Source organism: Geobacter benzoatilyticus, from assembly GCF_017338855.1.
GTDB lineage: Bacteria > Desulfobacterota > Desulfuromonadia > Geobacterales > Geobacteraceae > Geobacter > Geobacter benzoatilyticus.
Genome location: NZ_CP071382.1, coordinates 3081429 through 3095905, shown reverse-complemented (window position 1 = coordinate 3095905; position 14477 = coordinate 3081429). Strand labels below are relative to the sequence as shown.

The following is a 14477-nucleotide window of genomic DNA, read 5'->3' as shown; positions in this document are numbered from 1 at the left end:
TTCTCGACAAAAGCGTATAGTCTGATGGCCGGGTGACGGCGGCGCAAGTTCGAGACGTATTGTGACGCATCTTTGTCGCACAATCCACCAAAAGCATTGAAACACGGAGCAACGGAGCAATGGAGAAAAATCTGGGGGAAATGCGTTCAGTTTCCGGTCAGAAACGAATCACGTAACGTGGTGTTGATTGGTTTTCTCCGTGTGCTCCGTTGCTCCGTGTTATTACGAGTCCGTTACGGAGAATTTCATGCCCTTGACTTTATACTCCAGCAACCGGATGGAGCACCTCGTCGCCCAGCTCGGCGAGGTTTTGCGGCGTCCCCTGGCCGACCCCCTGGCGCCGGAGGTGATCGTGGTCCAGAGCAAGGGGATGCAGCGCTGGCTGGCCATGGAGCTGGCAAAGGTGATGGGCGTATGGGCCAACGGTGACTATCCGTTCCCTAATGCCTTTGTCTGGGACCTGTTCCGGAAGGCCCTTCCGGAGCTTCCCGCCGCATCTCCCTTCGACCCGGCGGTGCTGTCGTGGCGGATCATGGGGCTGCTCCCCGGTTTCCTGGACCAACCGGCCTTCGCTCCCCTGGCGGGATACCTGGCCGGGGGGCAGCGTGAACTGAAGCTCTACCAGCTTGCCGGCAAGATTGCCGATACCTTCGACCAGTACACCATCTTCCGCCCCGACATGATCGCCCGCTGGGAAAAGGGGGGCGAGAACCACTGGCAGGCCGTTCTCTGGCGGGAACTGGCGGGGGAGGGGAAGGGGCTCCACCGGGAGGCGGTGCGGAGCGAGTTCTTCCGGTGCCTGGGCCGGGGAGAGGTGGACAAGACCTTATTGCCGGAACGGATCACCGTCTTCGGCATTTCGTATCTCCCCCAGTTCCACCTGGACGTCTTCCGGCGCATCGCCGATGCCACCGAGGTGAACCTCTTCATCATGGGTCCCTGCCGGGAGTATTGGGCCGACATCCTCCCGGAGCGGATCATTGCCCGGCTCTCTCCGGAGGAGCGGGAGGTGCGGATCGAGGGGAACCCGCTCCTGGCCTCCCTGGGGCTCCTGGGGAAGGAGTTCTCGGACACCCTCGTAGAGTTGGGGGCCATGTCCGGCGCCGACACCGACCTCTACGGCGACGCCCCCGACACGACTATCCTCGGCATGGTGCAGAACGATATCCTCCGCCTGGAGGGGAGCAGCGGCGACCAGCGCCCCGTGGACGGGGCGGACCGTTCCATCCTGATTACCTCCTGCCACAGCCCCATGCGTGAGGTGGAGGTGCTCCACGACACCCTCCTGAACCTCTTTGCATCGTCGGACGGCCTCACCCCCCGCGACATCCTCGTCATGACGCCGGACATCGAGACCTACGCCCCCTACATCTCCGCCGTGTTCGACGGGTGCCGGGACCCGCGGCTGAAGATTCCCTACTCCATTGCCGACCGGAGCATCCGAAGGGAAGGGGGGCTGGCGGAAACCTTCCTGGCGATCCTCGACCTTCCCGGCAGGCGGTTCCCGGTGACCGCGGTCACGGAGATCCTGGCATCCCCGCCGGTTCACGCCCGGTTCGGCCTTGACGCCGGCGACCTGGAACTTATCCGCACCTGGCTGGAGGAGACCCGCATCCGGTGGGGGATGGACGAGGAGGAGCGGCGCCGGGCCGGATTCCCCCCCTACCGGGAGCACAGTTGGCGGGCCGGCCTCGACCGGCTCCTCCTGGGGTACGCCATGCCCGAGGAGGATTGCCGGATGGTGGAGGGAATCCTCCCCTTCGACGCCATGGAAGGGGAGGGGCCTGCGGTTCTCGGCCGCTTCACCGGTTTCGTGGAGGGACTCCATGCCCTGGTGGACGAACTGGACCGGCCACGCACCCTGACGGAGTGGGTGAGGCTCTGCCGGCGGATTCTCGATGACTTCTTCGCTCCCGGAGAGGAGGGGGCCTTCGACCTGGCCGCCCTGAACGGCATCCTCACCGAGCTTGAGACGGTGCGGGACGAAGCGGGGTTCGGGGGCGCGGTGGAACTGCCGGTGATCCGCGCCTGGCTCCGGGGGAGGCTCGACCGGGAGGTGCGGGGGCTCGGCTTCATGACCGGTGGGGTCACCTTCTGCGCCATGCTCCCCATGCGGAGCATCCCCTTCGCGGTCATCGCGCTCCTGGGGATGAACGACGGGGCCTTCCCACGCCAAAACCGCCCCCCAGGCTTCGACCTCATCGCCCGGGACCGGCGGCGGGGGGACCGCTCCCTGCGGGACGAGGACCGCTACCTCTTCCTGGAGGCCCTCCTGTCGGCCCGGCGGCATTTCATCATCAGCTACACGGGGCAGAGCATCCGGGACAACAGCGCGCTCCCCCCCTCGGTCCTCGTGGACGAGTTTCTCGACTATCTGGGGCGCCGCTTCACGGACGGCTCCCCGGAGTTCCCGGCGTCCCTCGTGACGAAACACCGGCTACAGCCCTTCAGCCCGGCCTACTTCACCGGCGACGGCACGCTCTTCAGCTATTCGGAGGAGAACCGCCGTGCCGTGGCCCAGCGCCTGAAGGGTGCCGTGCCGGTGCCGTCCTTCATGACGGCACCCCTGCCGGAGCCACCGGAGGAGCTGCTGACGGTCTCCCTCGCCGGCCTTCTCTCCTTTTTCGATAATCCGGCCCGGTATTTCGTGCGGACCCGGCTCGGCATCCGGCTCGATGAGCTTCCGCCCCCCCTGGACGACCGGGAGCCCTTTGCGGTGGACTCCCTTGACGCCTACCGGCTCAGGGAAGAGATGCTGGACCTGGCCCTGGCGGGGCGGGAACCGCGGGAAACCTTTGCCGTGGCCCGGGCCCGGGGGATACTGCCGCCGGCCCACCAGGGGGAGCTTCTGTTCCGGGGCCTTGGCGACGGGGTGGAGGAACTGGCTGCACAAATCAGGGCGCTGACCGGGGGAAGGGCGCCGCTGGAGCCCCTTACCCTTGACCTGTCCCTGGGGTCGTACCGGATCACCGGCACGTTGGGGGATATCTGGCCCGAGGCGCTTGTGCGCCACAAGGGGGCAAAATGTTCGGGGCGCGATCAGGTACGTCTCTGGATCGAGCACCTGCTGCTGAATCTTCTTGCCCGGGAGGGGTACCCGGCTGCCGCCATCCTCGTTGCCACCGACACCACCCTGAGTTTCGGGCCGGTGGAGGAACCCCTCGGCCACCTCGCAGCGCTCCTCGACCTTTATGGCCAGGGGCTCCGGGAGCCGCTCCGGTTTTTTCCCCGCACGGCGGCTGCCTATGCAAAAAAGGGAGAACTTGCCGCCGCCCGCACCGCCTGGGGAGGGGAGTTCTTTCCCGAGGGGGACGATCCCTATTACCGGCTCTGCTTCGGCGCTGTCGATCCCCTGGATGGGGAATTCGAGCGGATCGCAAAGACGGTTTTCGGACCCCTGGCCGAGCACAAGCAGGGTAAGGGGGAGTAGCGATGGAAACCTACAACAACCTCACAATTGACCTTTCGGGGCGCAACCTCATCGAGGCCAGCGCCGGAACCGGCAAGACCTACGCCATCGCCTGCCTCTATCTCCGCCTTGTCGTGGAAAGGGGGCTCAAGCCCGAGGAAATCCTCGTGGTTACCTTCACGGAGGCGGCTACCAAGGAACTTCGCTCCCGGATCCGGGAGCGGTTGCGGGAGGCCCGCGACGTCTTTGCCGGGGGAGCGACCACCGATGAGTTCCTGCTGAGCATGGCCGACCCCGGCCGCCCGGAATGGCCGGGAACGGAAGAGGCCCTCCGGCGCCTCGACCTGGCGCTTCGGACCTTCGACTGCGCCGCCATCTCCACCATCCACGGCTTCTGCTTCCGGGCCCTGCAGGAAAACGCCTTCGAGAGCGGCTCCCTCTACGACACGGAATTTCTGGCCGACCAGAACCCCCTCATCCAGGAGATCGTGGACGACTTCTGGCGCCGTACCTTCTTCGGCGCCGAGGCGCCGCTCCTGCCCCAGGCGCTGCGGCTCAAGTGGTCCTCCGAAGGGCTTGCCCGCTTCCTGCGGGGGAAGCTGGGCAATCCGGAACTGCTGGTGGTCCCCCTCTACGGCGATGACGAGGTGACGGCCCTTGTCCGGGAGTGCGAGGCCCTCTACGACGAGCTGGCCCGCCTGTGGGAGGCGAAGCGGGGGGAGATCGAGGAGATTATCTCCACCCACAAGGGATTGAGCCGTGCTCAGAAAACCTATCACCGAGATCTGGTTCCCGGCCTTTTGGAGGGGATGACGGATTACTTGGCTTCCGGGAATCCGTGGGATCTCTGTCCTGGATTCGAGAAGTTCACCACTGCCTTTATCCTGGGCCAGGCCCTGAAAAAAAACGAGCCGCCGGAACACCATTTTTTCGACCGGTGCGACCGGATGTTCCGGCTCGTGGAGATGCGCTATCAGGCCCTCCGGGGGGGGCTCTACACCTTCGCCAGGGAGCGGCTCTCTGTCCTCAAGGCCGAACGTGCCGTCCGCTCCTACGACGACCTCCTGACGGACCTCTACCGGGCGCTCCAGGGGCCCACCGGTGCCGACCTTGCCGAGCGTCTCCGCAGCCGCTACCGGGCGGCCCTCATCGACGAGTTCCAGGACACCGACCCGGTCCAGTACCGGATCTTCAGGGAGATTTACCGGGACGCGGCCACTCCTCTCTTCCTCATCGGCGACCCGAAGCAGGCCATCTACAGCTTCCGGGGGGCCGATATCTTCGCCTACCTGGAGGCCCGGGACGACGTCCCCGCGACAGCCCGCTTCACCATGGGGCAAAACTGGCGGTCAACTCCATCCATGGTGGAGGGGGTGAACACCCTGTTCCGGCAGAAGCGGGAGACCCCCTTCGTGGTGGAGGCCATCGGCTACCCAGAGGTGACGGCGGCCAAACGGGAGGAACCCCTCGTCCTCGAAGGGCGCGACCCGGCCCCCCTCCAGCTCTGGTTCATGGCGCGGACCCCCGAGGACGGCGCCGGCATCTCCATGGGGCCGGCCCGGGAAAGGATCGTGACAGCGGTGGGGGCCGAGATCGCCGGGCTCCTGGCCGACGGCCGGGAGGGGCGGGCGACCATCGACGGCAGGGGGGTGGTGTCCGAGGATATCGCCGTCATTGTCCGGAGCCACAAGGAGGCTGCCCTTGTCCAGGAAGGGCTGCGGGGGCTCGGCATCCCGTCGGTGGTCCAGAGCGCCATGAGCCTCTTTGCCACGGACGAGGCCCGGGAAATCTGCCGGATACTGGAGGCGGTCGCCGAACCATCCAACGAGACCAGGGTGCGGGCTGCCCTCGCCACAACCATCCTCGGCGTGTCGGGCAACGACATCGCCCGCCTCCTGGAGGACGAGCAGGGATGGGAGGAGCGCCTTGAAGCGTTCCGGGAGTACCACGAACTCTGGCAGGGACGGGGCTTCATGACCATATTCCGAACCCTTCTGGCCCGGGAGGGGGTGCGGGAGCGGCTCCTTCCCCTCGCGGACGGGGAGCGGCGGCTCACCAACGTCCTCCACTGCGGCGAGGTGATCCACGGTGCCGCCGTGGAGAGGAGCCTCGGCGTGGACCCCCTTTGCGCCTGGTTCGGCGAGCGGGTGAATTCGCCCCCTCCCGACGAGGAGTACCAGATCAGGCTCGAATCGGACGAAAAGGCGGTGCGGATCGTGACCGTGCACGTGAGCAAGGGGCTCGAATACCCCATCGTCTTTTGCCCCTTCACCTGGGGAGGCGTCAGGGATGACGGCGACACGGCCGTCTGCCATGACGGCTACCGTATGGTGGCCGATTTCGGCTCCCATGAGTACGGAACGCGCCGCCTGAAGGCGCGCAACGAGGCCCTGGCCGAAAACGTCCGGCTCCTCTATGTGGCTCTTACCCGGGCCAGGCACCGCTGCTACCTGGTCTGGGGGAAGTTCCGCTACGCGGAGACATCGGCCCTGGCCTATCTCCTCCACCATCCCGGCGACAGCCGTGAAGGCGACATTACGGTGGCAGTCGGCGAGGTGATGAAGGGTATCACCGACGAGGCGCTCCTGGAGCGTCTTGACGGCCTGAAGCATGAGGGGGGAGGGGCCATTGCCGTCACCGTGGACCCTGCGCCCGAAGCCCCACGCTTCCGGTCCGGAACGGGGGGCTCGGCAACTCCCGTCTGCCCCCCCTTCGGCAGAGAGATCGAGAGCGACTGGCGGGTGGCGAGCTTCACCTCCTTTGCGGCCCGTCATCGTCCCGAGGAGGAACTTCCCGACCGGGACCAGCCCGCCGCCGTCACTGCCGAGTCCGCAGAGATCGCCGAGGAGGTCCTGCCGGCAGAGGGAACCATCTTCGCCTTCCCCAGGGGATCCCGGGCGGGGATCGTCCTCCATGCCGTTTTCGAGAACCTCGATTTTGCCGATGCCGCTGATGCCAAAGTGGAAAACCTTGCGGCCCAGGAACTGGCGCGCCACGGTTTCGGCGATGAGTGGCGCGGGGCGGTGTGTGCCATGGTTCGCAACGTCCTGGATGCCCCCATGGGCAAAGGGGATAGTGCTTTCCGGTTGGCCGACTTGGCGCCGAAGAGCTGGCGTGCGGAGATGGAATTCTTCTTCCCGCTCCGGTTCGTGGGCTCCGAACAGGTGGCGGCGGTGCTGCGCAGATGGGGTGCTCTTCCCGAAGGTGCCACTCTTGCTGAAGTGGCCGCCCGGCTTGATTTCGCTCCAGTGCAGGGGATGGTGCGCGGCTTCATGGATATGGTGTTCCAGCATAGTGGGAAATACTATTTGATCGACTGGAAGTCGAACCATCTCGGCAACCGGGTCGACGATTACGGCCGCGAGAGCCTGGGCCGGGAGATGGAGCGCAAGCTCTATCCGCTCCAGTACCTACTCTACACGGTGGCCCTCAACCTCCACCTGGCGCAGCGGGTTCCCGGATACCGGTACGAAACCCACTTTGGCGGTGCCCTGTATGTCTTTCTCCGGGGGGTGGACCCCGAGCGTCCCGACTACGGCATCTATCGTGATGTCCCCCCCAAGGGGCTCATCGATGAGCTGACCTCCTGCCTCGTGGCACTGAAGGAGCACCATGATGGCCTCTGAAACCAGCGACTACCGCGACATAGATTTCCGCTTCGCCGATTTCCTCTGCCGCCTTGCCCGGAGCGGGAGCGATGAGCTGCGCCGGGCGGCCCTCCGGGTGAGCAATGCCGTCGGCCAGGGACACATCTGTGTCGATCTCGCCGCCGAGGCGGGAGGGGAAGAGGAGAGCGGCCGCGTTACCGACCTCCTGCGCTCCTCCGGCGTGGTGGGAAACCCCGGTGAGTTTGCTCCGCTGGTCCTTGACGATACCCGGCTCTATCTCTACCGATATTGGAAATATGAAACCGAACTTGCCGAAAAAATTATAGAAAAAGCCGGAAGTTTATATCCGGTAGATGGCCTTATCCTACGTGATGGGATTGCGCGGCTCTTCGGTTCTCCCGCCGATGGGGAGACCGACTGGCAGCGGGTAGCGGCGGCAGCGGCTCTGCACAGCGGCTTCACGGTCATCTCCGGTGGGCCGGGAACCGGCAAGACCTCCACCGTCGTCAAGATCATCGCCCTGCTCCTGGAGCAGTCCGGTAGTGACGGGTTTCGCGTCGCCCTCACGGCGCCCACGGGGAAGGCCGCCGCGCGGCTCAAGGATGCGATCCGCGGGGCCAGGGAGGGGCTTGCCGGCTTGACCCCGGTGCAGGATCGGATTCCCGACGAGGTGACGACCATCCATCGGCTCCTGGGAGTGATTCCGGGCTCCAACCGCTTCCGGTACCACCGGGGGAACCTGCTCCCCCATGACGTGGTGGTGGTCGATGAGGCCTCCATGGTGGCGCTCCCCCTCATGGCCCGCCTTGTGGAGGCAATGGCGCCCAAGGCCAGGCTTGTTCTGCTGGGGGACCGGGACCAGCTCGCCTCGGTGGAGGCCGGCGCCGTCCTTGGCGACATCTACGATACGGGCGATACCCCTCTGTATTCGCCGGAGTTCCGTCGCTTTGTCGAGGAGACCACCGGCGAGCGGCTGGAACGGGACTCTGCTGATGAACCACCCTCGCCCCTTGCCGACTCCCTCGTCATCCTTCGCAAAAACTACCGTTTTGGCGCCGGCAGCGGCATTGGGGCCCTCAGCCGTGCCATAAACGGCGGCGACGGGGTCGGAGCCCTGGCGCTTCTCCGCGATGGGGGCGCCTCCGGCGTGACCTGGCGCGAGACTCCGTCCGTCGAGGCACTGGAGCAGGCCCTGTCGCCGGAGGTTCTTGACGGATATGGCGACTACCTCGCCAAGGACGATCCCGCAGCGGTCCTGACAGCCTTCGACCGGTTCCGGGTTCTCTGTGCCGTGCGGGAGGGACGATATGGCGTTGCCGGCTTGAACGGTGCAATCGAGCGGATACTCGCCGCCAGGGGGATCATCTCCCCGAATCGGCGCTGGTACCGGGGGCGGCCGGTCATGGTGACCGTCAACGATTACGCTTTACGGCTTTTCAACGGCGACGTCGGGATCACCCTTCCCGACCCCGAGAATCCCGGTAACCTCGCCGTTTTCTTTCCCTCCGCAACCGAAGGGGTCCGGAAGGTGTCGCCTCTGCGGCTCCCTCACCATGAAACGGTCTTTGCCATGACGGTCCACAAGAGCCAGGGGAGCGAGTTCGACAAGATACTCATGGTGATTCCCCCCGTCGAGAGCCCGGTGCTGACCCGTGAACTACTCTACACCGGCATCACCCGCGCCCGCGCGGCGGCTGGACTCTGGTGCGGAGAAGCTGTGTTTAATACCGCTGTGGCCCGCCGGGTCGAGCGCAGGTCGGGTTTGCGGAAGGCTCTGGCTAAGTAAGGGGTCGGGATGTTGCGAGAGTTTTTTCTTGACACCGAATAAAAGATGGGGTATTTGTCACGTCTCTCTTGCGGCGGTGTAGCTCAGCTGGTTAGAGCATACGGCTCATATCCGTAGTGTCCGGGGTTCAAGTCCCTGCACCGCCACCAATAACTGAACTGACCCCTCTTGGACTTAGAGGGGTTTTTTCGTTTCCACGCCTTGCCAAAGGGGCGCCATGGAGTTAGTCGGTGCGATCGGTCCTCGCAAAAGTCCTTGCCTTGTCCAGCGAGCATTCCCTTTTCACTCCCGGTGATACGGTGGTTGTTGCCGTTTCCGGTGGTGCCGATTCCGTTGCTCTTCTCGATATTCTTCTTTCCCTGTCCGGCTTGCATTTGAATATTGTCGTTGCCCACCTGAACCATTCTCTTCGTGGTGATGAGTCTGATGGAGACGAGCGGTTCGTGGCGGAGCTTGCCACATCCCGCGGTCTTCCCTTTGAATGTGAACGGGCAGACGTGAGGTCCTTGAGTATCCGTGATAAACTCTCGCTGGAGGATGCCGGACGTCGCGCCCGCTACGATTTCTTCGACCGGACGGCGGTGCGCTACGGAGCCCGGTCAGTTGCCCTTGCCCACCATGCCGACGACCAGGCAGAGACAGTGCTGCTGCGCCTTCTGCGGGGGGCCGGCGTTACGGGTCTCGCTGCCATGTCTCCCCGTCGGGACGGCCGCTACGTACGGCCTCTGCTCACCCTTTCCCGATCCGAGATCGAGGGGTATCTGCATACCCGTAGAATCAGCTTCCGCGTAGATTCATCCAATGCCGACACGGTATTTACCCGCAACCGCATCCGTCATGAGCTCATTCCCGCGCTTTCCCGTTTCAACCCCGAAATCTCCAGGCGCCTTGCTGTGACTGCCGATCTTCTGGCAGCCGACGATGAAGTGCTTGAAGCGGTTGCTGATGCCTCGCTTAAGCGGACTGCGCGGGAGATTAACGCTGAAGGTGTAGTTCTTGATGTTAATATGCTGCATGCGGAATTGCGGGGAGTTCGGTACCGCATTTACCGGCGAGCCATGTCCCTGGTTACGGGGGGGCTGTGGGGAATAAGTTCTGCCCATGTCCGTCAGGTTGACGAGATTGTTCATTCACGCAAGCCGAATTTCAGACTTCAGTTGCCGGGAAGAGTTGCAGTGGTTCGGGCTTACGGAACCGTTGCTTTCAGCCGGGGAGTCGACGGTGGCGGGTGGGATGAGTCCCTGGTTGTCGACGGACCGGGGTGTTACCCCCTGCCCGGAGGAGCTGAGTTAAGGGTCGAGATTGCCCCGCCGCCTGAAGATCTTGAAAAATTTCCTCCTGAACGGGCCTGCTTCGACTTGGACCATGCGCCGTTTCCGTGGCTTGTGAGAGGGTTCCGCCCTGGCGACCGTATTGGTCCTCTGGGCATGGCGGGGAGTAAAAAAGTTAAGAATATTTTCATTGATGGGAAGGTTGCGCGTGAGCGCCGTCGTCTGATCCCGCTGGTCTTCAGTAATGATGAACTTGTCTGGGTCTGTGGTTTCCGAACCGGGCATGCTGCCCGTGTCTCTGAAAATACTGTCCGCACGGTGCTCGCCGAGGTCTCTTCGCCTTCGTGAATTGCCCTTAAATGACTTGTCAACCGGCATGGGTTATGGTAGCTTTTTCCTCAATTAATTAGATAATAGTGCGAATACAAAAGGCCTGACGGCCGTAGGATAAATCAACGGGGGTAACCTTGAACCAGTTCTACAAAAACCTGGCTCTCTGGCTTGTAATCAGCTTGATGATGATTCTCCTCTTTAACCTGTTCAACAAACCTCGCACTACCCATGAGCGTTTGAGCTACAGCGACTTTATTGCCGCTGTCGATGCGGGTAAGGTAAATGCGGTTACCGTTCAGGGGAGCGAGATTATCGGTAAATTTGCCGACGGCAAGGAGTTCAGGAGTTACAAACCCCAGGATGCCACGCTTTCGGACAAGCTTCTCGAGAAGAAAATCAGCATCTCCGCCAAGCCGGAGGAGGAGAAGGTCTCCTGGTTCTCCATTTTCATCTCCTGGTTCCCGCTTCTTTTCCTTGTCGGTGTATGGATTTTCTTTATGCGTCAGATGCAGGGCGGAGGCGGCAAGGCCATGGCATTCGGCAAAAGCCGTGCGAAGCTCCTCACTGAAGCGCAGGGGCGCATCACCTTTGAGGATGTTGCCGGCGTTGACGAAGCCAAGGAGGAGCTTGAGGAGATCATTCAGTTCCTGAAGGATCCCAAAAAGTTCACGAAACTCGGCGGCCGTATTCCCAAGGGGGTACTTCTGGTTGGCCCTCCGGGAACCGGCAAGACTCTCCTGGCCCGTGCCGTGGCCGGTGAAGCAGGCGTTCCCTTTTTCTCCATATCCGGTTCAGACTTTGTGGAGATGTTCGTAGGGGTGGGTGCATCCCGGGTTCGTGACCTCTTTGTCCAGGGGAAGAAGAACGCTCCATGCATCATTTTCATCGACGAGATTGATGCCGTTGGGCGCCACCGCGGTGCAGGACTCGGTGGCGGACATGATGAGCGCGAGCAGACCCTTAACCAGCTTCTGGTTGAAATGGACGGTTTCGAGTCCAACGAGGGGGTAATCCTCATTGCTGCCACCAACCGTCCAGATGTTCTTGACCCGGCTCTCCTTCGTCCTGGCCGCTTCGACCGCCAGGTTGTTGTTCCCCAACCCGACGTGAAGGGGCGGGAGATGATTCTCAAGGTTCATACCAAAAAGACGCCCCTGGGGCCCAACGTCAATCTCGATGTCATTGCCCGCGGAACCCCCGGTTTTTCGGGCGCCGATCTGGCCAACGTGGTGAACGAGGCTGCGCTTCTTGCTGCTCGCAAGGATAAGAACGTGGTTGACATGTCGGATTTCGACGACGCAAAGGACAAAGTCCTTATGGGTGTCGAACGCCGGAGCATGGTCATATCCGAGGACGAGAAGAAGAATACCGCCTACCATGAAGCGGGCCATACTTTGGTGGCAAAACTCATCCCTGGTTCCGACCCGGTTCACAAGGTATCAATTATCCCTCGCGGACGGGCGCTCGGCATCACCATGCAGCTTCCGGCCGAGGACAAGCACAGTTATTCGAAAGAGGCGCTCCTTAACCGCATTGCGGTCCTCATGGGTGGCCGGGCAGCAGAGGAAATCATTTTCGACAGCCTGACCACAGGCGCAGGCAATGATATCGAACGGGCTACGGAACTTGCCCGCAAGATGGTCTGCGAGTGGGGTATGAGCGATAAGATGGGGCCTGTTTCCTTCGGCAAGAAGGAGGAGTCGATTTTCCTGGGCCGCGACATGTCGATGCATAAGAACTACAGCGAAGCCACTGCGGTTGAGATCGACGGGGAGATCCGCCGAATCGTGGAGGATAGCTACAGCCGTGTGACTACGCTGCTCAGGGATAACATTGACACGCTCCACAAGCTTTCGATGCAACTCATCGAGAAGGAAAATCTGACTGGTGATGAAGTTGACCAGATAATCAAGTCAGTAAGCGGTTCGGATCTGCCTCCCGAGGCAACACCTGCTTCCTGATGGAGATTCCCGAGGCAGCAGTGTCGCCGCAATCCTGGCGCCTGATTGAGAGGTCGATCGATCTTTCGCGTCGTCCCTGTATCATGGGAATACTGAACGTAAATCCCGATTCCTTCTCCGATGGTGGGAGATATATCGACCTGGGCCTCGCTGAAGAGTGCGCCTTCCGGATGGTGGAAGAGGGCGCTGACATTATTGATATCGGTGGGGAGAGTACCCGGCCCAATGTTATGCCGGTGGATGCCGACGAGGAGATGCGCCGGGTCCTTCCCGTGGTTGAGCGTCTTGCGGGCCGGATCCCTGTTCCGATTTCGGTGGATACCTATAAGGCTGTGGTGGCTCGCGCGACCATCAGAGCCGGCGCAGAAATCGTGAATGACATAAGCGGCCTCACCTTTGATCAGGACATGGCCGCAACGGTCGCTGAGGCTGGCGCGGGACTTGTGGTCATGCATACCCGCGGCAGGCCCGACATCATGCAGAAGGATACTTGCTACGGCAACATTGTTGCCGAGGTTATGGATTTCCTTCGTTGTTCCGTCTCAACAGCAACGGCAGCAGGGATCGCGAAGGAGCGGATTGTTGTCGATCCCGGAATAGGGTTTGCCAAGAGCGTTCAGGGAAATCTGGAGATCCTCAGGCGTCTCCGGGACTTCTCTTCCCTTGAACTTCCTGTTCTTGTCGGAACATCGCGCAAGTCTTTTATCGGCACAGTGCTCGGTCGTGACGTTGATCAGCGGCTTTTCGGCACCGCTGCCACGGTGGCCCTTGCCGTTGCCTGCGGTGCCACAATTATTCGTGTTCACGATGTACGGGAAATGCGCGATGTGGCCGACATGGCCCATTCTGTCTTGCACCCCGGTTTTTATTGATTCAACAGCTACTCCTTCCATGATGCAACGCCGCCGAACTCCCTGCGGTCTGGTGCTCAAAATGTCAGATTCACTTCAGTTTTTCGGGTGGCGAGACCTGTTGGATATCACGGTTGTCGCCATTATTATCTACCGGATCATCCTTTTCCTGAAGGGGAAGGTTGCCGCGCGTCTTCTCCTAATAATTGCTTCTCTCGGAATTCTTTACTTTTTTACCAGTCTTGCAGGTCTTGATACACTTCACTGGATTTTGAGCTCCATGTTCGGCTCAATCATCATAATTCTTGCCATTGTGTTCCAGCAGGATTTGCGGCGCGGTCTGGTCAGCCTTGGGCGAAGCGGTAGTAAAGTAGAAATTCATGCTGCCGAAGATGCCTCGGAGGCCATCGATGGTCTCTCTACGGCTATGGCTGATCTTTCAGCCCGCCGGCATGGTGCCCTCATCGTGATTGAACGCGAGATGGGGGTTGCGGTTCACTTGCAGACAGGCACCGAGATTGATGCAAAAATAACGAGTGAAATTCTTACCTCGATATTTCTTCCCTATTCTCCAATCCACGATGGCGCCGTCGTTATTCAGAAGGGAAAACTGACGCGGGCCGGATGTTTTCTTCCGCTTTCACAAAATCCCGCCATCAGCAAAAGCCTCGGCACCCGTCATCGGGCTGCCCTGGGCTTGACTGAAGTGGTTGATGCCGTTGCTCTCGTGGTTTCAGAAGAGACCGGGCAGATGTCCGTGGTTGCCGGTGGCAAGCTTATGCCCTTGCCCGATGCGGGCAGCCTACGAAAGGCTCTCAGACGGCTCATTGAGCCACGGTGGTTCTCTTCATGAATTGGCGTGATTTTGTTAAAAATTGGGATATCAAGCTGCTTTCACTGGTGCTGGCCATGATTGTGTGGGCCGGTGTAACGGGAAGGCGCACGGCCGAGATGGAACTTACCGTTCCCCTTGAAGTGAGAAATCTTGCTCCCGGTTTTGCTGTTGCCGGTCCCGTTCCACGGGAGGTTGTGGTGACCGTTGCCGGACCCAGAATTCTTTTGTTGAAGCTCAGAAGTGAAAAGATTATCATTCCCCTCGACGCAAGGGGGATAGGGGAGGGAAAGACCCTGTATGCAGGGCTTGATCGCCGGCTCCGGCTCCCCAGTGAAGTTGAAATTACACGTCTATTCCCCTCAACCGTCGAACTCAGGCTGCTTCGTTCCAGTACAGTCCATAAACCGCAATAAATTGCCTTGA

Annotated in this window: 8 protein-coding genes and 1 tRNA gene; all 9 read left to right on the top strand. The window is 61.6% G+C overall.

Annotated elements, in window-relative coordinates; all coding sequences use genetic code 11:
• The first annotated feature begins 247 nt into the window (after positions 1 to 247).
• Positions 248 to 3430 (top strand): exodeoxyribonuclease V subunit gamma, encoded by a 3183-nt coding sequence (recC, locus tag JZM60_RS14340; RefSeq protein WP_207163093.1) that lies wholly within the window; start codon positions 248 to 250, stop codon positions 3428 to 3430.
• A gap of 2 nt (positions 3431 to 3432) precedes the next feature.
• Positions 3433 to 7035, top strand: a complete 3603-nt coding sequence (gene recB, locus JZM60_RS14335) for an exodeoxyribonuclease V subunit beta (protein ID WP_207163092.1) — start codon at positions 3433 to 3435, stop codon at positions 7033 to 7035.
• Positions 7025 to 8803 carry an exodeoxyribonuclease V subunit alpha gene (recD, locus tag JZM60_RS14330; RefSeq protein WP_207165620.1) on the top strand — a complete coding sequence of 593 codons (1779 nt, stop codon included), beginning with the start codon at positions 7025 to 7027 and terminating at the stop codon, positions 8801 to 8803. The genes recB and recD overlap by 11 nt, the downstream gene beginning before the upstream one ends.
• 72 nt (positions 8804 to 8875) lie before the next feature.
• Positions 8876 to 8952: transfer RNA gene (locus tag JZM60_RS14325), tRNA-Met, on the top strand.
• An 81-nt stretch (positions 8953 to 9033) separates the two neighbouring features.
• Positions 9034 to 10422 carry a tRNA lysidine(34) synthetase TilS gene (gene tilS / locus JZM60_RS14320; protein ID WP_207163091.1) on the top strand — a complete coding sequence of 463 codons (1389 nt, stop codon included), beginning with the start codon at positions 9034 to 9036 and terminating at the stop codon, positions 10420 to 10422.
• 119 nt (positions 10423 to 10541) lie between these two features.
• Positions 10542 to 12368 carry an ATP-dependent zinc metalloprotease FtsH gene (ftsH, locus tag JZM60_RS14315; protein ID WP_207163090.1) on the top strand — a complete coding sequence of 609 codons (1827 nt, stop codon included), beginning with the start codon at positions 10542 to 10544 and terminating at the stop codon, positions 12366 to 12368.
• Positions 12368 to 13240 (top strand): dihydropteroate synthase, encoded by an 873-nt coding sequence (folP, locus tag JZM60_RS14310; protein ID WP_207163089.1) that lies wholly within the window; start codon positions 12368 to 12370, stop codon positions 13238 to 13240. The genes ftsH and folP overlap by 1 nt, the downstream gene beginning before the upstream one ends.
• Positions 13241 to 13259: 19 nt before the next feature.
• Positions 13260 to 14072, top strand: a complete 813-nt coding sequence (gene cdaA, locus JZM60_RS14305) for a diadenylate cyclase CdaA (protein ID WP_338148860.1) — start codon at positions 13260 to 13262, stop codon at positions 14070 to 14072.
• Positions 14069 to 14467: a CdaR family protein gene (locus JZM60_RS14300; RefSeq protein WP_207163088.1), complete on the top strand. Its 399-nt coding sequence runs from the start codon at positions 14069 to 14071 to the stop codon at positions 14465 to 14467. The genes cdaA and JZM60_RS14300 overlap by 4 nt, the downstream gene beginning before the upstream one ends.
• The last annotated feature ends 10 nt before the right edge of the window (positions 14468 to 14477 follow it).

Bases quoted from the DNA above. Each gene is read 5' to 3' on its own strand.
- folP (WP_207163089.1), top strand. From the start codon at position 12,368: ATGGAGATTCCCGAGGCAGCAGTGTCGCCGCAATCCTGGCGCCTGATT.
- recB (WP_207163092.1), top strand. From the start codon at position 3,433: ATGGAAACCTACAACAACCTCACAATTGACCTTTCGGGGCGCAACCTC.
- cdaA (WP_338148860.1), top strand. From the start codon at position 13,260: ATGATGCAACGCCGCCGAACTCCCTGCGGTCTGGTGCTCAAAATGTCA.
- recD (WP_207165620.1), top strand. From the start codon at position 7,025: ATGGCCTCTGAAACCAGCGACTACCGCGACATAGATTTCCGCTTCGCC.
- JZM60_RS14300 (WP_207163088.1), top strand. From the start codon at position 14,069: ATGAATTGGCGTGATTTTGTTAAAAATTGGGATATCAAGCTGCTTTCA.
- recC (WP_207163093.1), top strand. From the start codon at position 248: ATGCCCTTGACTTTATACTCCAGCAACCGGATGGAGCACCTCGTCGCC.